Origin of the sequence: Nonomuraea indica (assembly GCF_002850745.1) — a bacterium.
Classification (GTDB): Bacteria; Actinomycetota; Actinomycetes; order Streptosporangiales; family Streptosporangiaceae; genus Nonomuraea; species Nonomuraea indica.
Genome location: NZ_PJOK01000049.1, coordinates 289,496 through 308,653, shown reverse-complemented (window position 1 = coordinate 308,653; position 19,158 = coordinate 289,496). Strand labels below are relative to the sequence as shown.

Sequence of the window (19,158 nt, the reverse complement as noted above, 5' to 3'; positions counted from 1 at the left end):
CGTTCTCCAGCGTCTTCGTCGTCACCAACAGCCTCCGGCTACGCACCTTCAAGTGATCCACTGATCTACCGATGCCCCGGGAGTCCCACTCCCGGGGCATCGCGCGTCCACGGGACGCCGGGACCGCGGCCCGGTTCATCCGGCCGGTTCAGCCGAGCGTGCTGATGAGCTCCCTGCAGGCGCGCTCACAGTCTCGGCACGCCTGGGCGCAGACGGCGCAATGCTCATGCTGCTTGCTGTGCCGCTCGCACTCGTCGCCGCATGCCTTGCATGCCTGCGCGCACGCCTCCAGCACCGCTCTGGTGAGATTGGCGTCGTAGCCGGTGTGCCGCGAGAGCACCCTGGCGGTGGTCCCGCAGATGTCCGCGCAGTCGAGGTCGGTACGGATGCACTTGGTCAGCTCCGCCACCATGTCCTCGCTCAGGCAGGCATCAGCGCAGGCCGTGCATGCCTGGGCGCACCGCAGGCACTCCTCGATGCACGTGGCAAGCCGAGATTGGTCGATGTCGCCCAGGTCTTTGGGGTAGGTGGACAGCATCTCCGCGACCTGTAGGGCCATGTCGCTTCCTCGCTTCCTCCGTTGACACTGACCTGGCTCACCCTGCCCAGCCCCCGAGGGGCTACTCCAAGTAAGAAGCACTTGAGGCGCCTGTAGGGCCGTCGCGCGAATTGGCCTCGGCGACGCCTTCGGCACAAGGCTCAGCAACTGCCGTGCCCCGTGGCGGCGAACCGTAGCAGGTGCCGGCCGCCTGGTCGGCTACAACCACCACGTCCGTACAGGGACGGGCCTCCAGACGAGGAGAGGCCGGGCGCCCGTGCCGGGCGCCCGGCATGATCCATCAGAGTCGGTCGAGGACCTTCTGCATCTGCTCGATCTCGGCCTGCTGGGTGGTCTCGATGGTCTTGGCGAGTTCCGTGGCCTCAGGGTTGACACCGTTGGACTGCTCGGTCTTGGCCATCTCGATGGCACCGTTGTGGTGGGCGATCATCATTTGGACGAACCGCTTGTCGAACGTTGCGCCGTTGGCCTCCTCCAGCATCTTCATGTCCTCGGAGGACATCATGCCGGGCATGCCGTGGTCCATGCCCTCCATGCCCTCCATGCCGTCCATTCCGGTGGGCACGGGCTTGCCCCACTCCTTGAGCCAGCCCCGCATGGTCTTGATCTCGGGGTCCTGCGCTGCCTTGATCTTCGCGGCCAGCTCCTTGACCTCGGGGTCCTTGGCGCGCGTCTCCGCCAGCTCGGCCATCTCGACGGCCTGCTGGTGGTGCGGGATCATCATCTGCGCGAACATCACGTCCGCGTCGTTGAACGATGCGTCCGGCTGGGTGGTGGCGGTGGTCGGCGTCGACGCGGCACCGTGGGCCGTCGGCATGCTGTGGCCGGACATCGCTGTTTCGGTGCCGCCGCCGCAGGCGGTGAGCACAACAAGCGCACCGGCCCCTGCCACGAGCGCCGACGACGCACGCTTGATGATCGATCGGTTGGTGAACATGACTGAACGACTCCTGTTATCGGATGTGTGCGAAGACCGTCGGATAACCGATCGGCCTATATGCGCAGCACCGACACGCGAGTGAGCCGTAGCGCCACGCTTCGCGGCGGTGGCCGGGCCACACCTGGACCCGCCCATCCCGCTCTGGCGAAGGCGTACCCGCGGCGCTTGGCCTGGAACCGCAGCACCCCCAGCAGTAGCTGGAGAAGGGAGGTGAGCACGGCCAAACACACGGCACCGGGGTCGAGATCGGGGAAGTCCTTCATCGGGAAGAACGTGATGCTCGCGAGTTGCTGCGGGACTTCAATTTCGTGGGGCGAGGCCAGCACGGCCCCGCCATGCCCCCGATGAGAGGCAGGATGCCCGAGAGTGTGCATACCGCAGACGCCGACGACAAGCAGCACCGGAAGAACCCACCGCGAGACGCGGCGACATCGGCCGAGAGCTCGTTCCCCCATCCATCCCCCGCGCCGCGACTCACTCCTACCCTACTCACGATAGTAGGACTCACCGAGACTCCGGTGCGCTCCCCGGCCCGTCGCCCGATCGAAGGCGCGTCGCAACAGCTGTTGTTACGTTACGTAAGCAATCATGTGCATCATGTGGAGGCTGTGCGGGCCGCGCCAGTGCAGGGGCCTCGTCGTGCTGCTCGGACTCCTCACGGTCGCCCACCTGTACGCGCACACCCCTCACCACGACGTCGTGGCGGCTCAGGCGGTGTCCTGTCCGGGCAAGCCACTCAACGGACACGATGACGAACACGCGCACTCGCACGCGCTGCTGATTCCGTCTCCCGCGTACGCGCCCACGAGCCGCAACACCGGTGTGGTCATGCAGGTGTTCGAGTCCGCGGGGGCCGCTCAAGGGGCGAGCGCAAGACTCTCCGCCAGGGCGCCGCCGACGGCGTACCGTGGGCGGGCCGCGGAGCTGCGCACGCTCGAAGTCTGCCGCTGCTGACGGGACGCGATCCTTCGTGTCCCGTCAAGCACGCGTCGAAATGAGCGTTCACCATGTCATCTCTCATCGAGTCCCCCCTGGCCTACCTGGTGGGCCACACTCCTGTCTGCTGGATCGGCGAACCCTTCGCGCCCGCGGGTCGCGGCTTCTGGGCCAAGCTGGAAGGCGCCAACCCCGGCGGCCTCAAGGACCGGGCCGCACTCCATATCGTGAAACGGGCACGCGCCCGGGGCGAGCTGAAACCCGGAGCGCTGATCGTCGAGTCCACCTCGGGCACCTTCGGCCTCGGCCTCGCCCTGGCGGGGATCGTCTACGGCCATCCGGTCACGGTCGTCACCGACCCGGGGATGGAGGAGATCGTGCAACGTCTGCTCCAGGCGTACGGGGTCAGGGTGGAGGCGGTGACCCGCCCCCATCCGTCCGGTGGCTGGCAGCAGGCCCGGCTGGACCGGGTGGCCGAGCTGCTGGCCGACCATCCCGGCGCCTACTGTCCCCACCAGTACGACAACCCGGACAACGTCGCGGCGTACGCGGGGCTGGCCAGGGAGCTTCGCCGTCAGATCGGCCGCGTCGACGTGCTCGTGTGCAGCGTGGGCACCGGCGGGCACTCGGCAGGGGTCGCCAGGTGCCTTCGAGGGCAGCACCCGCGGCTGCGCCTGATCGGCGTGGACGCCGTCGGGTCCACGATCTTCGGCCAGCCCGCACGGCCCCGCCTGATGCGCGGGCTGGGCAGCAGCATCCACCCGCGCAACGTCGCACACGAGGAGTTCGACGAAGTGCACTGGGTGGCGCCGCACGAGGCGGTGTGGGCATGTCGTACGCTCGCCCGGACCCATTACGCCACCGGCGGCTGGAGCGTGGGCGCGGTCGCCGTGGCGGCCGCCTGGTGCGCCAGAACCCTTCCCTCCGGCACCAAGATCGCGGCCATCTTTCCAGACGGGCCTGCCCGTTACTACACGACCGTCTTCGACGACGCCTACTGCACGGAGCACCGCCTCCTCGATCGCCCGCCGGCTGCGGAACCAGAGGAGATCAAGCATCCCGACGAGGCCGAAGCCACCCGCTGGACCCGCATGGTGATGCGTTGATGTGGCGACGCTTTCGCTCCTTCGACCGCGCTGTCCAGTTGCTGATGCTGAACCAGCTGGCCATCAACGTCGGCTTCTACATGCTCATGCCCTACCTGGCAGGTCACCTGTCTCAAGGGCTGGGCATGGCGGCATGGGCCGTTGGCCTGGTGCTGGGAACGCGCAACCTCAGCCAGCAGGGCTTGTTCCTGTTCGGCGGGACGATCGCCGACCGGTTCGGCTACCGGCCCGCCATCATCGCCGGCTGCCTGCTGCGCACGGCGGGCTTCGGCCTGCTGGGATTCGTGGACGCGTTGCCGGCCCTGCTCGTCGCCTCGGCAATGACGGGATCGGCCGGGGCGCTGTTCAACCCGGCGGTCCGCGCCTACATCGCCCATGAGGCGGGGGAGCGAAGGGTGGAAGCGTTCGCCCTGTTCAACGTCTTCGGTCAGGCAGGCATCCTGCTCGGGCCACTCATCGGTCTCGGGCTGATGGCGGTCGACTTCCGGCTGGTGTGCGTGGTCGCGGCGGCGGTCTTCGCCGTGCTGACCGTCATGCAGGTGCTGACGCTGCCGCCCTGCCGGAGGGCTGCGGCGGAGCAGGGCGGCGTGCTGTGCGGCTGGCGGGCCGTCGTGACCAACCGGGCGTTCGTCCTGTTCGCGGTGGCCATGGCCGGGGCCTACGTGCTGTCGTTCCAGGTCTACCTGGCGCTGCCACTTGAACTGGGCGACGCGGGAGCGGTCGGCCTGCTGTTCGCGGTATCGGCCGTCGTGGCCATCGCCGGCCAGCTGCGCATCACCGACTGGGCTCGCCGCCGCTGGAGCGCCGAGCAGGCGATCGTGCGCGGCCTGGCGCTCATGGCTGTCGCCTTCGTGCCGCTCATCCTGTACGGCTTCGCCGGCCCCGGCCTGCGCGTGCCCGCCGTGCTGGCCTGCACCGTACTGCTCACCTTGGGTACGGTGCTGACCTATCCGTTCGAGATGGACACCGTCGTCGCGCTGTCCGGTGGCCGCCGGGTGGCTACGCACTACGGGTTCTACAACACGGTCGCCGGCGTGGGCATCGCCCTGGGCAACCTGCTGGTCGGACGGGTGCTCGACAGCGCCGCGCCGCTGGCCTGGCTGGTACTGGCCGGGGTCGGCGCGGCCAGTGGGGTGGCCGTGTGGCTCCTGCGCCACGCTGAAGGGCCCCTCAGCAGGCATCCGCCCTGGGCCCGCCGGCGCCGTACCCCGCCAGCGAGCACACGGTCCTGAGCGACTAAGCTCACGGCGACAATGGGGATCAGGCGACGCCCCAGAGCACCCAGTGCTGGAGCGCGCCGGCGACGAGCTGCACAGCCATTGCGGCGGCGAGCAGCCCCATGACGCGGGTGACCAGGTTCAGCCCGTTGTCCTTCAGCACGCGTCCGATCAACGAGGAGAAGCGCAGCGTCAACCAGGTCAGGAGGAGCGCCGCCACCATGGCGAGCCCCACGGCCAGGAGGGCTGGTACGCCATCGGCCTTCTCCATGTAGAGCATGGTCGCGGCGATGGCGCCCGGCCCCGCCAGTAGCGGCGTACCCAACGGCACGTAGGCGACCGCCCCGCTCTCGGCCTTCGCACGGTCCCGGGCGCAGTCGGCCTTCAACAGGTCCAGCGCGATGAGGGCGAGCAGCGCGCCGCCGGCCACCTGGAGCGCCTGCAGGGAGATGCCGAGCGCGTCGAGCAGCCGGTTGCCGAGCAGGGCGAACACGGTCACGATCCCGGCGGCCACCAGGACCGACACCCTGGCGATACGGCGGCGCCCCGCCGCGTCCTCGTGCCTGGTGAGCGTGAGGAACACAGGGATCGCAGCCAGTGGATCGAAGATGACCAGCAGTGTGACGAGGGTCTGCACGAACAGTGCGGTGGACATGACGACTCCACGGAGGGACGGAGGATCTCGCCCCCGGTTGACGCGCGAGCGAGCTGAATCAGGTCACCGGTCCACCGCAGGGCACGGTCCAGCGCAGCCACACCGTGAGGCTGGAGTCACGCAGCCGGACGTTCATGCCGGCCCGAAACCGCTGAGCGGCTTGGGCTATTCCCGGTCCATGTGGGGGGATGCGATGAAAGCGGGAGAGCCAGGAAGACCGCCCGTGCCGGGCTCGTTCCGATTGCTCGGCCACCCAGGCGTCGTGCTGTTGCTGGGTGATGGCTCCGGCAGCCAGAGCTGCCTGGGCGATAGCCGCGAGCATGGGAAGCGTCAAGCCGTCGGTGAAGACTCCGGTGTACCCCTCGACTTCGACGTCCTCGTACCCGGTGCCGGCAGCAGGTTGTGATCCGTCGAGCCGGAGGCACGGATGGACGAGGATCGCCCGTCCAAGGCCGAGCACGTCGGGGCAGGTGATCACCACGACGGCGATGGCGAACAGCATGGCGGTGGGGGGCCGGCGCGCCGGAGGCCGGCCAGACCGTGAAGGTGAGCGCGCCGCCGATCAGCGCCACGAACACCAGCCAGAACTCCAAGACCGCGGGGCCGCAGCCCATCTCGGCTGCGGCCCCGCGGTCTCCCGTGCGGCTCGCTCACTCCCCGACGAGGCCGCAGCCCGCCGCATCCATGGCCGACCGGATCGCCTCTTCGCTGACCGGGCCGTCGGTGAGGATGCTGATCTTGGACGCGGCGGGCGTCACATCCACTCCGACGACCCCGGGCACGCTGATGAGCTCGGTCTTGATGGCGGCCACGCAGTGGTCGCAGGCGTCGGGGGTGAGCCCGGTGACCTGGTAGGCGACAAAACTGTAGGCAACGGTGATCACAAGATGTCTCCCTTCAGCGGCATGGGACCACTCGCTCTCGATCGTCGTGGACCGTGAGGCGAAAGGGGAGGTTCGACCGGGTTCCAAGGCGCGCCATGGCGTAAAGCAGAAGCCCATTCCACAGGGGCCGCAAGCATGTGGCATCGTGCGGCGAGGCTTGTGGAGGTGGTGGAAGCGTGACGTACGAAGAAGACGACGAAGTCGCCAGAGTGCTTTTCGTCCGTATGCGTGAGCGCGGTGAGTCGCTGTCCGAGGCGGCTGCGCGCATGGACCTGGCAGCGGCGGAGCTCACCCGAGCAAGAGCGGTGCTCGCTCGGCTCCACCTCCTACGCGCGCAGACCGAGACCTCGGTCGAGCCGGCCGTCGCCCTTGCGCGCAGCCTTCAGGAAGGCCATCGTCTGCTGGACCAGCTGGTGGAGCAGCATGTCAAGACCGCCGCACTGGCGCAGGGATACCTCACTCTGCCTGGCGGCGCCGACGGGCACGTGCACGTCGAGTTCTTCCCTCGCGACGATCCCCGCAAGAGGCTCTATCAGCGGATGGGCGAGTTGAGCGAACTGGCCGGTGACGAGATCGTGGGCATGCATCCGGTCGCGACCTGGACGCGTGAGTCCCTGGACGAAGGCTTGGCCCGCAACGAGCTCACGATCGCCAGGGGCGTCAGAGTCCGCGGCATCCATGCCCAGATCGCCTTCGCCGATCCGCTGCTGCGCGAATACGTAGGCAAGTGGGTCCGCCTGGGCATGGAAGTGCGGGGCGCTCCGGTGATTGCGACGCGGATGGTCATCTACGACAGGCACAGCGCGATCATCCAAGCCGACCCCGGAGACCTGGAAGCGGGAGCGGTGCTCCTGCGCGGCGGTGCCGTGGTGAAGTCCCTGGCGGCGCTCTTCGATTACTGCTGGATGACCGCTTCGGAGCCCAAGGACGTGCCACGCTCAGCCGACGTCGGGGCGCTCACCGACCAGCAACGCGCCGTGCTCCGCCTGCTCGCCACCGGCGCCAAGGATTCCGCCATTGCCCGCGGGTTGGGCGTCTCCACCCGTACGGTGACCCGGGTGGTGGGGGAACTGACCACGATGTTGGGAGCGACCAGCCGCTTCCAAGCCGGAGTTCGCGCGGCCCGGCTGGGCTGGCTCGACTAGACCCATCGCGGAACCCGCCCCGGACACGCTGCGGGCCCAGTGGGTGGCCGAGACAGAGGTGCAGCGGGTGGCCGCCCAGGCGCGACTTCGGCAGACCGAGGGACGACGGCGCATGACACGAGAGGAGATCGACGCGATGGTGACCGCACTCGGGGACCTGGTGGTGATGCTGCACGACGCAGACCCCCGAAACGACAAGGCGGAGGTGTACGCGCGGATCGGCCTGCGTCTGACCTACTTCCCCCAGAAACACCTAGTGGAGGCTCAGGTGCAACCTGGCCTCCACATGTGCGATTGGCTGGTGTCCGAGGGGGGACTTGAACCCCCATGCCCCGCAAAGGGCACTAGCACCTCAAGCTAGCGCGTCTGCCTATTCCGCCACCCGGACGTTGGTGCCTGCACGTGGGACCGTCATCCCGCGTCGGCTCAGTTAGGTTAGCAAACTCTGGGGGGTGCGTCATACCAAGTATCCGGCGGCCGGCCGGGGAAGGTCCGTCCGGGAGGGTTCCATGGGGTGTCGCGGGCCTTGACCGGGGGTGGATGGGCGGTTCGTGGTGGTTGGGGCGGCGGGTGCTTGACCATTTCCTGGCTCTCGGCTGAAAAGCCGTTGCGAACACCTTGGGTGCTGCTACGGTTACGGACCGTTGAGGGGTGAGTCCATGGACCGGCCTCACATCGTGAGGTCGGTTCTGGAGCAGGGAGGGTCACGTGGCACGCATGCCGGTGCGGAGGCCGAGGGCGATCGCCCTGGTCGCGCGCCGTGTGCCCGCGACCGTCCCGACGACGGACACGATCACCGGGCGGGCCAGCCGGATGGCGCGGTTCGCGGCCGGTGCCCGTCGGGTCGTCGTACGAGCGTCGTTGGTCGGCGGCCTGGTGGCCGCGGGCTGGCTGCTCGCCGTCCTGTTCGGGGCGTCCTTCGCGGCTCCGGCCTCTGCGGCCGCCGTGACCGGCCCCGCTCCCGCCACTCCCTCTGCCGCGGACTCCACCGCGGCGACCGGAGCAGGCGCACCCCAGACCGTCACCGGGCCCTTCGAGGGCGGTTTCCCCACGGCTGACGGCACGGTCTCGGCGCCGGACGACGCCGAGGCGATGGCAGGGCTGACAGTTGACGGGCTCACCAGCCAGTCCGACCCCGGCCTGCCCGCACCATCCACCGCGAGCTCGATGCTGGACACCGATGGTCTGGTGCCCAACGGCGGTGGCAGCGGCCCCTTCGGGCCGTGCATGGGGGACATCGCGAGGTCCGTCTACGACCCGCGGATCGAAGCCCGGCGCGCCCACCTGGCGTGCGTGCTTCCCCCCGTCGTCCGCACGGCGGCGGACGACCCTTCGTTCTCACCTGACTGATCCCCGACTCATTCCGGCCTTCACGCGCCGGCGGCGGAGCGTGGTCATCATCCCCTCCGCCCGCGGGTGACACGTCAGTCATCACTGGTTCGCGAACCCGAGGTCGCGCTGTACGTGGCGCCGTTCGACCTCGTACGGTCTCGGCTGCCCGCGAACTGTCAGGTAATCCCCCCAAGACCCTCATAGGAGCATTCATCATGCGTACGTGGGCGAAGGCTTCCACTCCCGCGGCCCTGCTCGCCGTTGCCGTCATGTCGTTCGGCGGCGGCACCGCCCTGGCCGACACCTCCGGCGACCACTCCATCGGCGGCGGCAACCAGGTCGACGCGCCGATCTCGCTGCCGATCGACATCAGCGGCAACTCCGTCGCCGTGGCCGGCGGGTCCCGCGCCTCCTCGCACGGCGGCGCGTCGGTCGACAACCAGCGCGGGGGCGGCATCCCCGGCCGGACGTCCGGCGACTCCAGCATCCTCGGCGGCAACCAGGTCAACGCGCCGATCAGCGCCCCGGTCAACGCCTGCGGCAACGCGGTGTCGGTGTTCGGCGGCGCCACCGCCGGATGCAAGGGCGGCGCCACCGTCAAGAACACCGGCAAGGGCGGCGCGGGAGGCAACCAGACCTCCGGCGACCACAGCATCCTCGGCGGCAACCAGGTGGTCGCGCCGATCACCGCCCCGGTCAACGCCTGCGGCAACGCGGTCGCGGTCCTCGGCCGCTCCGCCGCCGGGTGCAAGGGCGGGGCGTCGGTGAAGAACTCCGGCCGCGGGGCCGGTGGCAACACCACCTCGGGCCGCGGCTCGATCCTGGGTGGCAACCAGGTCGTCGCCCCCATCAGCGCGCCGATCAACGTGTGCGGCAACTCCGTCGCGGTCCTCGGCCGGGCCTTCTCGGGCTGCAAGGGCGGCGCCACGGTCCACAACTCCGGCAAGGGCAAGGGGGGCCACGGCTACCACCCCGGCCGGCCCGGCCACGGTTCCCAGGGCAACGACACCGACGGCCGCTTCGGCGCCGGCAGCGGCAACCAGGTGGTCGCCCCGATCAGCCTGCCCATCACCGCCTGCGGCAACGCCGTCGGCAACGCGGTCGCCGGGTGCAAGGGCGGGGCGTCGGTGCACAACTCGGGGCGCGGGGCCGGTGGCAACACCACCTCGGGCCGCCACTCGATCCTGGGCGGCAACCAGGTCGTCGCGCCGATCACCGCGCCGATCAACGTGTGTGGCAACGCGGTCGCCGTCCTCGGCAGGGCGTTCGCCGGGTGCAAGGGCGGGGCGTCGGTGCACAACTCGGGGCGCGGGGCCGGTGGCAACACCACCTCGGGCCGCCACTCGATCCTGGGCGGCAACCAGGTCGTCGCGCCGATCACCGCGCCGATCAACGTGTGTGGCAACGCGGTCGCCGTCCTCGGCAGGGCGTTCGCCGGGTGCAAGGGCGGGGCGTCGGTGCACAACTCGGGGCGCGGGGCCGGTGGCAACACCACCTCGGGCCGCCACTCGATCCTGGGCGGCAACCAGGTCGTCGCGCCGATCACCGCGCCGATCAACGTGTGTGGCAACGCGGTCGCCGTCCTCGGCAGGGCGTTCGCCGGGTGCAAGGGCGGGGCGTCGGTGCACAACTCGGGGCGCGGGGCCGGTGGCAACACCACCTCGGGCCGCCACTCGATCCTGGGCGGCAACCAGGTCGTCGCGCCGATCACCGCGCCGATCAACGCCTGCGGCAACGCCGTGGCCGCGCTCGGGCTGGCCAAGGCCCGCTGCGAGGGCGGCGCGAGCGCCGACAACGGCCGTCGCGGGGCCGGTGGCAACACCACCTCGGGCCGCGGCTCGATCCTGGGCGGCAACCAGGTCGTGGCGCCGATCACCGCGCCGATCAACGTGTGCGGCAACGCGGTCGCCGTCCTCGGCGACGCGGCCGCCGGATGCCTCGGCGGGGCCCGCGTCGGCAAGCCGGGCGGCGGGCACCCCGGCTACGCGCACCCGGGCGGCAAGGTCGCCAGGCACCAGAACGCCGCCGCGGCGCCCTCCGTGGCCGGCGCCGGACTGCCGGTCGTCGGCGGGGTCTCCGACACGCTCGGGCTGCCCGTCCTGCCGGGTCTGCCCGGCCTGCCCGGACAGCCCGCCACACCGGTGAAGCCGGTCAAGCCCGGCAAGAAGGCCCGTACGGCCGGCACGACCAGCGGCAGCCCGCTGGCCGCGGCCGAGCCGGCGACCGCGCTGGTCGCCCAGACCCCGGTGGGCGGCGCCGTGACGTCGGCCACGCGGAGCCTGCCGGTCGGCGACGTCGGCCTGATGAGCGCCGCCCGGCCCGCCGGGGTCACCGGGATGAACACCGGCGCGCTGTTCGCCCTCGTCCTCGGCGCGATGTCCGCCGGGTCGGCGGTGCTGTTCGCGGCGACCCGCAGGTTCCGCCTCGGCCGCAGGTAGGCCGCGGCCGGGCGGTCCGCCGGACCGCCCGCGCACATCTCACCCCCGTTCGCCGCCCCTCCTGGTCGGCGAGCGGCGGGTGAGCCTGACGCTTTGCCCGTCTCGGGGGCGCGGCCCGAGGCGGGCAAAGCCATGCCCACCTCCCGGAGCACGTACTCTCGACAGAGTGCTCCGCACGCTCAGGGGGTGCCGCGGACGCTGTCGGAGGGTGCCGCGAACGCTTTCAGAGGGTGCTGCGGACACGGATGATCTTGCGGCGCAGCCGCACCTGACGGCTCCCGTCCGGATGGAGCCGGACCCGCGACAGCTCCCACTGGCCGTACTCCGCGTGCTCGGTCAGCAGCTGACGTGCGGCTTCGCGGGACAGGTCGCGTGGGATGAAGATATCCATGTAGGAGTAGTCGAGCACAACGATTAGTCTCCAGGGTGAGTCAGGGCGCGGTGCTGCTCGTCTGGCTTTATTCTGCGTCCTTGTGGGTGGACCCGAAAGCCAGTGGGTAGCCCGGGGGAAGGAAAATTCGGCGAGTCGGGTTACCTTTTGAGATCTGTGCCGGCTCCCGGTAGGGGGATTTTCGAGCGAACAGCGAGGTAGGAAGCAGCGTGCCAGCCAACAACGGCAGCGCCGGCGGAACACGCCTGGTGATCGTGGAGTCGCCGGCCAAGGCGAAGACGATCGCCGGGTACCTCGGTGCGGGCTACATCGTGGAGTCCAGCATCGGTCACATCCGTGACCTGCCGGAGAAGGCCGACGACATCCCCGAGAAGTACAAGGGGCAGCCGTGGGCCCGGCTGGGCGTGAACGTCGACCACGGGTTCGAGCCGCTGTACGTCGTCAACGCCGACAAGAAGGCGCAGGTCAACAAGCTCAAGCAGCTGCTGAAGGACGCCGACGAGCTCTATCTCGCCACTGACGAGGACCGCGAGGGCGAGGCCATCGCCTGGCACCTGCGCGAGGTGCTGCGTCCCAAGGTGCCGGTGCGGCGCATGGTGTTCCACGAGATCACCCCGCAGGCCATCCGCGACGCCGTGGCCAACCCGCGCGACCTCAACCTCCGTCTGGTCGACGCGCAGGAGACCCGGCGCATCCTCGACCGTCTCTACGGCTACGAGGTCAGCCCCGTGCTGTGGAAGAAGGTCAAGCCCCGCCTGTCGGCCGGGCGCGTCCAGTCGGTGGCGACCCGCCTCGTGGTCGAGCGGGAGCGCGAGCGGCTGGCGTTCACGCCCGCCCACTACTGGGACCTGCAGGCGATGTTCGACACCGGCCGGGCCGAGGAGCGGCCGCGCGACTTCACCGCCACGCTGACCGGGGTCGACGGCAAGCGGGTCGCGCAGGGCCGCGACTTCGCCAGCACCGGCACGCTCAAGTCCAACGACGTGCTGCACCTGTCGGAGGCCGCCGCCGGCGAGCTGGCCGGCCGGCTCGCGGGCGCCTCGTTCGCCGTGCGGTCCGTCGAGCGCAAGCCGTACACCCGCAAGCCGTACGCGCCGTTCCGGACCACCACGCTGCAGCAGGAGGCGAGCCGCAAGCTGGGCTTCTCCGCCAAGTACACGATGCAGGTGGCTCAGCGCCTCTACGAGCAGGGCTTCATCACCTACATGCGGACCGACAGCATCACGCTGTCGGAGACCGCCATCGCGGCGGCGCGTTCCCAGGCGATCAAGCTGTACGGCTCGGCGTACGTCCCCGACAAGCCGCGCGTCTACAGCAGCAAGGTCAAGAGCGCCCAGGAGGCGCACGAGGCGATCCGCCCGTCCGGCGAGGAGTTCCGCACGCCGGGCGAGACCGGCCTGTCCGGTGACATGTTCCGGCTGTACGAGCTGATCTGGCAGCGCACCGTGTCGTCCCAGATGAAGGACGCCGTCGGCGAGTCGGTCTCGGTGAAGGTGGCCGGCCGGTCATCCTCGGGCGAGGACGTCGAGTTCAGCGCGTCCGGGCGGACGATCACGTTCTACGGCTTCCTCAAGGCGTACGTGGAAGGGGCCGACGACCCGGCCACCGACCGCGATGACTCCGAGAAGCGGCTGCCCAACCTGGCCGAGGGCGACACGCTGAGCGTCACCCGGCTCGACGTGGCCGGCCACTCCACCAAGCCGCCCGCCCGCTACACCGAGGCGTCGCTGGTCAAGGAGCTGGAGGACCGCGAGATCGGGCGTCCGTCCACGTACGCCTCGATCATCGGCACGATCCTCGACCGGGGCTACGTGTTCAAGAAGGGGACGGCGCTGGTGCCGTCGTTCCTGGCGTTCGCCGTGGTCAACCTGCTGGAGCAGCACTTCGGCAACCTCGTCGACTACGACTTCACCGCCGAGATGGAGAAGGTGCTCGACGACATCGCCAACGACCGGGCGGAGCGGGTGCCGGAGCTGCGCCGCTTCTACTACGGTCACGACGGCGACGAGGGCCTGAAGGAGATGGTCACCGACCTCGGCGACATCGACGCCAAGGAGATCAGCTCCTTCCCGATCCGCGGCACCGACATCGTCATCCGGGTCGGCCGCTACGGGCCCTACCTCGACCGTGACGGCGCCCGGGTCAACGTGCCCGAGGACATGACGCCTGACGAGCTGACCGCCGAGAAGGCCGAGGAGCTGTTCTCGCGGCCGACCGGCGACCGGGAGTTGGGCCACGACCCGGTGACCGGCCACCTGATCGTCGCCAAGGACGGGCGGTTCGGGCCGTACGTGACCGAGGTCCTGCCCGCACCGGAGGACGAAGGGGCGCCGAAGAAGCGCGTCAAGAAGGCCGACGCGCCCAAGCCGCGCACCAGCTCGCTGTTCAAGAGCATGTCGCTCGACACGGTGACGCTGGAGGACGCGCTCCGGTTGCTGTCCATCCCCCGGGTGGTGGGCGAGCTGGAGGGTGAGCAGGTCGTGGCGCACAACGGCAAGTTCGGCCCGTACCTGAAGAAGGGCACCGACTCGCGGTCGCTGACCACCGAGGAGGACCTGCTGACGGTCACGATCGAGCAGGCCAAGGAGCTGTTCGCGCAGCCCAAGCAGCGGGGCAGGGGCCGGGCGGCCGCCGCGGCGCCGCTGCGCGAGCTGGGCGAGGACCCCAACTCCAAGAAGCCCGTGGTGGTGAAGGAGGGGCGGTTCGGCCCGTACGTCACCGACGGCGAGACCAACGCCTCGCTGCGCAAGGGCGACACGGTCGAGGACATCACCATCGAGCGCGCCGCCGAGCTGCTGGCCGAGCGGCGCGAGCGGGCGCCCGCGCCGAAGAAGACGACGCGCAAGCCCGCCGCCAAGAAGGCTCCGGCGCGCAAGCCGGCCGCCAAGTCCTGAGAGACCTCTCAGGGGGGCGGGCGTCGCGCGACGGGACTGCTCGTAGCATGACGGCGTGGTCATAGGTTTCCTCGCGACGGTGCTCTCGGTGACCGTTGCCGTGCACGTGTACCTGTGGCACCGGCTCGTGCGGTCCACCACCCGGCCGGGCGGCAGGCCGCGCCGGGTGCTGACGGCCGTCCTGGCGGTGCTGGGCGTGCTGGTGGTGGTGACGTTCGCGGGCTCGCGGGTGGAGGCCGGGTTCTGGCTGGCCTGGCCGGGCTACATGTGGCTGGCGGTCATGTTCTACCTGCTGGTCTTCCTCGTGCTGCTGGAGGTGCCGCGGGCGGTCGCGTGGCGGCTGCTGCGGCGCTCGGCGCCCGCGCCCGAGGCCGTCCCGGCCGCCGTGCCGGTCGGCTCGGCCACCGGCGGCGACGCCGGGGACCTCGCGGTGGGGGACTCCGCGGTGGGGGACTCCGCCGTGGGGGGCTCCGTGGCGGGTGGCGGCGGGGCCGGCGCTGCGGGCGGGCTCGTGGGCGACCCGGCCGCGGGTGCGGGGAGTCCCGGGGTGGGCGGCGACGTCATGAGCAGGCGGCTCTTCCTCGGGCGGGCCACCGCCGCCGTCGCGGGCGTCAGCGCGCTCGGCACCGTCGGCTACGGCGTCCGCACGGCCCTCGGCGACCCCGTCGTCGAACCCGTCAGGATCACCCTGCCGAAGCTGGACCCGCGCATGAACGGCCTGCGGGTGGCCGTGGTCAGCGACATCCACCTCGGCCCGCTCACCGGTACGGCCCACGCCGAGCGCATCGTCCGGATGATCAACGCCCAGCGGCCCGACGTGGTCACGATCGTCGGCGACCTCGTCGACGGGACCGTCGCCGAGCTGGGGCGGCAGGCCAGACCGCTGGGCGAGCTGGAGGCCAGGTACGGCTCCTACTTCGTCACCGGCAACCACGAGTACTACACGGCCAACGGGCCGCAGGAGTGGATCGAGGAGCTGCGGGAGCTGGGCATCCGGTCGCTGCGCAACGAACGCGTGGAGATCCGGCACCAGGGTGGCGTGCTGGACCTCGCCGGGGTCGACGACGTCAGCGGAGCCACCCTGGACGACGGCCCCGATCTTGGCAGGGCGCTCGCCGGCCGCGACGCCGGCCGGGCCACTGTGCTGCTGGCCCACCAGCCCGTCCTGGCGGCGGAGGCGGCGCGGCACGGGGTGGACCTGCAGCTGTCGGGGCACACGCACGGCGGGCAGATGGTGCCGTTCAACCTGGTGGTGCCGATCCAGCAGCCGGTCGTGGCGGGGCTGGGCACGGTGGACGGCATGCAGGTGTACGTGACGCGGGGGGCGGGGTTCTGGGGGCCGCCGGTCCGCGTGGGCGCGCCTCCGGAGATCACGATGGTCGAGCTGCACGCGTAGCGCCCAGGCCGAGCGGCGCGCTGTGCGTCGAGCGGTGCGCTGTGCGTCGAGCGGTGCGCTGTGCGTGGAGACGTGCGCTCCGCGCGTAGCGTCGAGGCCGAGCGGCGCCCTGCGCGTCGAGGCGGGGCGTTCCGCGTTGAGCGGGTGCTTCGCGCTTCGCGTCCAACTGCGCGTAGCGCCGTGACGTTGCGCGATGCCTCGGTCACGCGGGCCGCTCGGGCGTAGTAGTATCCAAGGGGATACACCGGAGGTGGCATGATGTCTTCGTCGGCCGAGCGCGCGGCGGCTGGGCCCGACGTGCCCGATGTCACGTTCTGGGCGGAGCGGGGCGGCCTGCTGTTCCAGCAGGCGCGGCACGCCGCGAGCATGAAGCAGTCGGTGCTGGCCGGCCTCAGCGGCACGTCCAGGACGACGCTCTCCGCCTACGAGCACGGCCGCAAGTCGCCCACGCTGGAGACCGCCGGGCGGATTCTCGACGCCGCCGGGTTCCGGCTGACGCTGGAGCCCAAGATCGAGTTCACCGAGCGCGTCGCCGACGACGGCCGCCGCTTCCACGTGCCCACCCGGCTGCCCCGCCTGGCGCCGGCCCGTGCGCTCGCCACCGTGACGCTGCGCGGCCGGACCTATGACCTGGCCGAGCGCGCCGAGCGGGGTGAGGCCTATGCGGTGCTGCTCGGGGCAGGCAGTCCCGATGAGGTGCTGGCGCACCTCGACGGAGTGCTGCTCGCCGAGCTCTGGCCCGATCTGGAGCTGCCCGCCGCCGTCCGCGCGGCCTGGCTCCCGCTGGTGGCCGCGGCCCGCGGGTCCACCGCGGGCAATGGCGTGCGGGCGGGTGTCGGCGCGCGGGCGGACGATCGAGACGAGGGGGAAAGCCGGTGATCACGAGGAGGGCCCATTCCCGCTGTGAAACCTGTGCATCGGCCCTCGGACGTAATACTCTCAGCGGCGAGCAGCCGGACGAATCCGGCTGGTTTCCCGCTCTTCCCAGTCCCGGCGAGCACCTGGATACGCTGACATCATGACCGCCCCTGGCCGACGCCCTCCCACCGCCCACGTGCTGGCCAACGCCTCGTTCCGCCGGCTGTGGACGGCCATGTCGGTGTGCAGCCTGGGCGACTGGCTCAACCTTCTGGCCCTGACCGCCCTCGCCGGAAACCTGACCGCCGGTGACGACTACCGCGTCCAGTCGCTGGCCGTCGGCGGCGTGTTCATCGCCAAGATGCTGCCCGCCGTGCTGCTCGGCCCGCTGGCCGGGGCCTTCGCCGACCGGTTCGACCGGCGGATCACGATGGTCGCCGCCGACGTCGCGCGCTTCGCCGTCGTGCTGTCGATCCCGGTGGTCGGCAGCTACCAGTGGATCATCATCGCGACGCTGCTGGTCGAGTGCGTCAACCTGTTCTGGGTGCCCGCCAAGGACGCCACGGTGCCCAACCTGGTGCCCAAGGAGCAGCTGGAGTCGGCCAACCGGCTCAACCTGCTCGTCACCTACGGCAGCGCGCCGGTCGCGGCCATGCTGTTCGCGGCCCTGTCGGTCGCGGGTGACGTGCTGAACAACGTGGTGCCGTTGCTGTCCGGCGCTGACCCGACCACGCTGGCGCTCGTGGTCAACGCCTGCGCCTACCTGGCGTCGGCGTTCCTGATCTTCACCTTGCGCGACATCCCGCGGCGCGACGGCGGCATCTCGGCCCCGTCGGTGCTCAAGCAGATCGTCGAGGGCTGGCGCTACGTCGGCGGCAACCGGCTCGTGCGCGGGCTGATTATCGGCATGCTGGGGGCGTTCGCGGCGGGCGGCGCAGTGGTGGGCGTCGCGAAGATCTACGTGGCCGCCCTGGGCGGCGGCGACGCCGCCTACGGCGTCGTGTTCGGCGCGGTCTTCGTCGGCATGGCGCTGGGCATGTTCTTCGGGCTGCGGCTGTTGCGCGAGCTGTCGAGGCGCCGGCTGTTCGGCCTGGCCATCACCGTCGCGGGGCTGGTGCTGGTCGCCATCGCGCTGGTCCACAACCTCGCCATCGTCGTCATGCTGACCGTGGTGCTGGGCGCGTGCGCCGGCATCGCGTGGATCATCGGCTACACCCTCATCGGCCTCGAGGTCGAGGACGCGATGCGGGGCCGCACGTTCTCCTTCCTGCAGTCCACCGCCCGGGTGACGCTGCTGCTCGTGGTCGCCGTGGCCAACCCGCTCGCCGCTCTCTTCGGCGCCCACACCTTCGAGCTGGGGCGCCTGTCCTACCGGTTCGACGGCTCCAACCTGGTGCTGGTGCTCGGCGGCGCGCTGGCGGTGGGCGTCGGCCTCCTGGCGCTGCGCCACATGGACGACCGCAAGGGCGTCTCGCTGTCCGAGGACCTGATCGCCGCCGTGCGGGGCGAGCGCCCCGGCGCCGGGGTCGCCGCGGAGCTGCCCGGGCTGTTCGTCGCCTTCGAGGGTGGCGAGGGCTCCGGCAAGACGACCCAGTCGCGGATGATCGCGATCTGGCTGCGTGACCAGGGCTACGACGTCGTCCAGACCCGCGAGCCGGGCTCCACCAAGGTCGGCATGCGGCTGCGCGCCATCCTCCTCGACGCGGCCGAGCGCGGCCTGTCGCCCCGGGCGGAGGCCCTCATGTACGCCGCCGACCGGGCCGAGCACGTCGAGAAGGTCATCCACCCCGCGCTGCGCCGGGGCGCCATCGTGGTCTGCGACCGCTACGTCGACTCGTCGCTGGCCTACCAGGGGGCTGGTCGGGCCCTCGACCCCGAAGACGTCTCCAAGGTCAACGCCTGGGCGACCGGCGGGCTGGTGCCGCACCTCACCGTGCTGATCGACGTTCCGCCCTCGGTGGGGCTGACCCGGCTCGGCGGCGCGGCCGACCGGATCGAGTCCGAGCCGCTGGAGTTCCACGAACGGGTGCGCAAGGAGTTCCGCGCTCTGGCCGCCGCCGCACCCGACCGCTACCTGGTGCTCGACGGCACCCTGCCCCCGGAGAAGATCACACAGGCCATCCAGGACCGGATGCGCGACATCCTCCCCGACCCGGTGCCCCAGGAGGCCGAAGACTCCACGGGCACCATGCCGGCGATCCGCGACTGACCGCACTCGGCTCCCGCGAGCGTCCGACGGCGCGCTCGCCCCGCTCCGGCCGCCCATCATGACGGCGTCCCAGAAGGCGCCCATCGTCGCACGGGTCGCAGAGGCGCCTACCCTGGCGCAGGGCGCTCATCGTGGGGTGGTGGCGCAGGTGCGCCCACGTGGCGCTAGTGCGCCCACGTGGCGTAGGGGCGCTCATCG

At 70.8% G+C, this 19,158-nt stretch carries 16 protein-coding genes and 1 tRNA gene; 10 read left to right on the top strand and 7 right to left on the bottom strand.

Annotation, left to right across the window (positions count from 1 at the left end):
- Positions 1-148: 148 nt before the first annotated feature.
- Together CXR44_RS36345 and CXR44_RS36340 are read right to left on the bottom strand one after the other, a co-directional pair.
- Complete coding sequence (locus CXR44_RS36345; RefSeq protein WP_101790663.1) at positions 149-559, bottom strand: four-helix bundle copper-binding protein; 411 nt, start codon at positions 557-559, stop codon at positions 149-151.
- A 280-nt stretch (positions 560-839) separates the two neighbouring features.
- Complete coding sequence (locus CXR44_RS36340) at positions 840-1,496, bottom strand: DUF305 domain-containing protein (RefSeq protein ID WP_101790662.1); 657 nt, start codon at positions 1,494-1,496, stop codon at positions 840-842.
- 591 nt (positions 1,497-2,087) lie between these two features.
- Here CXR44_RS36340 and CXR44_RS36330 point away from each other — a divergent pair.
- The 3 genes from CXR44_RS36330 to CXR44_RS36320 are packed head-to-tail and all read left to right on the top strand — an operon-like array spanning position 2,088 to position 4,773.
- Entirely contained in the window at positions 2,088-2,453 is a 366-nt protein-coding gene (locus CXR44_RS36330; protein ID WP_101790660.1) for a hypothetical protein, read from the top strand.
- 53 nt (positions 2,454-2,506) lie between these two features.
- Entirely contained in the window at positions 2,507-3,541 is a 1,035-nt protein-coding gene (locus CXR44_RS36325) for a PLP-dependent cysteine synthase family protein (protein ID WP_101790659.1), read from the top strand.
- The gene (locus CXR44_RS36320; protein ID WP_101790658.1) at positions 3,541-4,773 is read left to right on the top strand and encodes an MFS transporter; all 1,233 of its coding nucleotides are present in this window, start codon (positions 3,541-3,543) and stop codon (positions 4,771-4,773) included. The genes CXR44_RS36325 and CXR44_RS36320 overlap by 1 nt, the downstream gene beginning before the upstream one ends.
- Before the next feature lie 28 nt (positions 4,774-4,801).
- Here CXR44_RS36320 and CXR44_RS36315 read toward each other — a convergent pair whose 3' ends face one another.
- The 3 genes from CXR44_RS36315 to CXR44_RS36305 form a co-directional block, all read right to left on the bottom strand.
- Entirely contained in the window at positions 4,802-5,413 is a 612-nt protein-coding gene (locus tag CXR44_RS36315) for a MarC family protein (RefSeq protein ID WP_101790657.1), read from the bottom strand.
- Between the two features lie 58 nt (positions 5,414-5,471).
- On the bottom strand, positions 5,472-5,915 hold the full coding sequence (locus tag CXR44_RS36310; protein ID WP_101790656.1) for a hypothetical protein: 444 nt from the start codon (positions 5,913-5,915) through the stop codon (positions 5,472-5,474).
- Positions 5,916-6,063: 148 nt separating this feature from the next.
- Positions 6,064-6,297: a heavy-metal-associated domain-containing protein gene (locus CXR44_RS36305; protein ID WP_101790655.1), complete on the bottom strand. Its 234-nt coding sequence runs from the start codon at positions 6,295-6,297 to the stop codon at positions 6,064-6,066.
- Between the two features lie 176 nt (positions 6,298-6,473).
- Here CXR44_RS36305 and CXR44_RS36300 point away from each other — a divergent pair, with 176 nt between their 5' ends.
- Entirely contained in the window at positions 6,474-7,442 is a 969-nt protein-coding gene (locus tag CXR44_RS36300; protein ID WP_101790654.1) for a helix-turn-helix transcriptional regulator, read from the top strand.
- A gap of 299 nt (positions 7,443-7,741) precedes the next feature.
- Here CXR44_RS36300 and CXR44_RS36290 read toward each other — a convergent pair.
- Positions 7,742-7,830: transfer RNA gene (locus CXR44_RS36290), tRNA-Leu, on the bottom strand.
- A 329-nt stretch (positions 7,831-8,159) separates the two neighbouring features.
- On the opposite strand from CXR44_RS36290, the gene CXR44_RS36285 reads away from it, so the two are divergent.
- Positions 8,160-8,792 carry a hypothetical protein gene (locus CXR44_RS36285; protein WP_245899864.1) on the top strand — a complete coding sequence of 211 codons (633 nt, stop codon included), beginning with the start codon at positions 8,160-8,162 and terminating at the stop codon, positions 8,790-8,792.
- A gap of 197 nt (positions 8,793-8,989) precedes the next feature.
- The gene (locus CXR44_RS41450; RefSeq protein ID WP_101790652.1) at positions 8,990-11,212 is read left to right on the top strand and encodes a chaplin family protein; all 2,223 of its coding nucleotides are present in this window, start codon (positions 8,990-8,992) and stop codon (positions 11,210-11,212) included.
- A gap of 223 nt (positions 11,213-11,435) precedes the next feature.
- On the opposite strand, the gene CXR44_RS36275 is transcribed toward CXR44_RS41450, so the two are convergent.
- The gene (locus CXR44_RS36275) at positions 11,436-11,603 is read right to left on the bottom strand and encodes a DUF5703 family protein (RefSeq protein ID WP_397018653.1); all 168 of its coding nucleotides are present in this window, start codon (positions 11,601-11,603) and stop codon (positions 11,436-11,438) included.
- Between the two features lie 209 nt (positions 11,604-11,812).
- On the opposite strand from CXR44_RS36275, the gene topA reads away from it, so the two are divergent.
- The 4 genes from topA (at position 11,813) to tmk (ending at position 18,960) form a co-directional block, all read left to right on the top strand.
- On the top strand, positions 11,813-14,497 hold the full coding sequence (gene topA / locus CXR44_RS36270) for a type I DNA topoisomerase (protein WP_101790650.1): 2,685 nt from the start codon (positions 11,813-11,815) through the stop codon (positions 14,495-14,497).
- A 55-nt stretch (positions 14,498-14,552) separates the two neighbouring features.
- The gene (locus CXR44_RS36265) at positions 14,553-15,893 is read left to right on the top strand and encodes a metallophosphoesterase (RefSeq protein ID WP_101790649.1); all 1,341 of its coding nucleotides are present in this window, start codon (positions 14,553-14,555) and stop codon (positions 15,891-15,893) included.
- A 255-nt stretch (positions 15,894-16,148) separates the two neighbouring features.
- A complete protein-coding gene (locus CXR44_RS36260; protein WP_219602216.1) occupies positions 16,149-16,772 on the top strand; it encodes a helix-turn-helix transcriptional regulator in 624 nt (207 codons plus the stop codon).
- 139 nt (positions 16,773-16,911) lie between these two features.
- Positions 16,912-18,960, top strand: coding sequence for a dTMP kinase (gene tmk / locus CXR44_RS36255; RefSeq protein ID WP_101790648.1), 2,049 nt, complete (start codon positions 16,912-16,914; stop codon positions 18,958-18,960).
- The last annotated feature ends 198 nt before the right edge of the window (positions 18,961-19,158 follow it).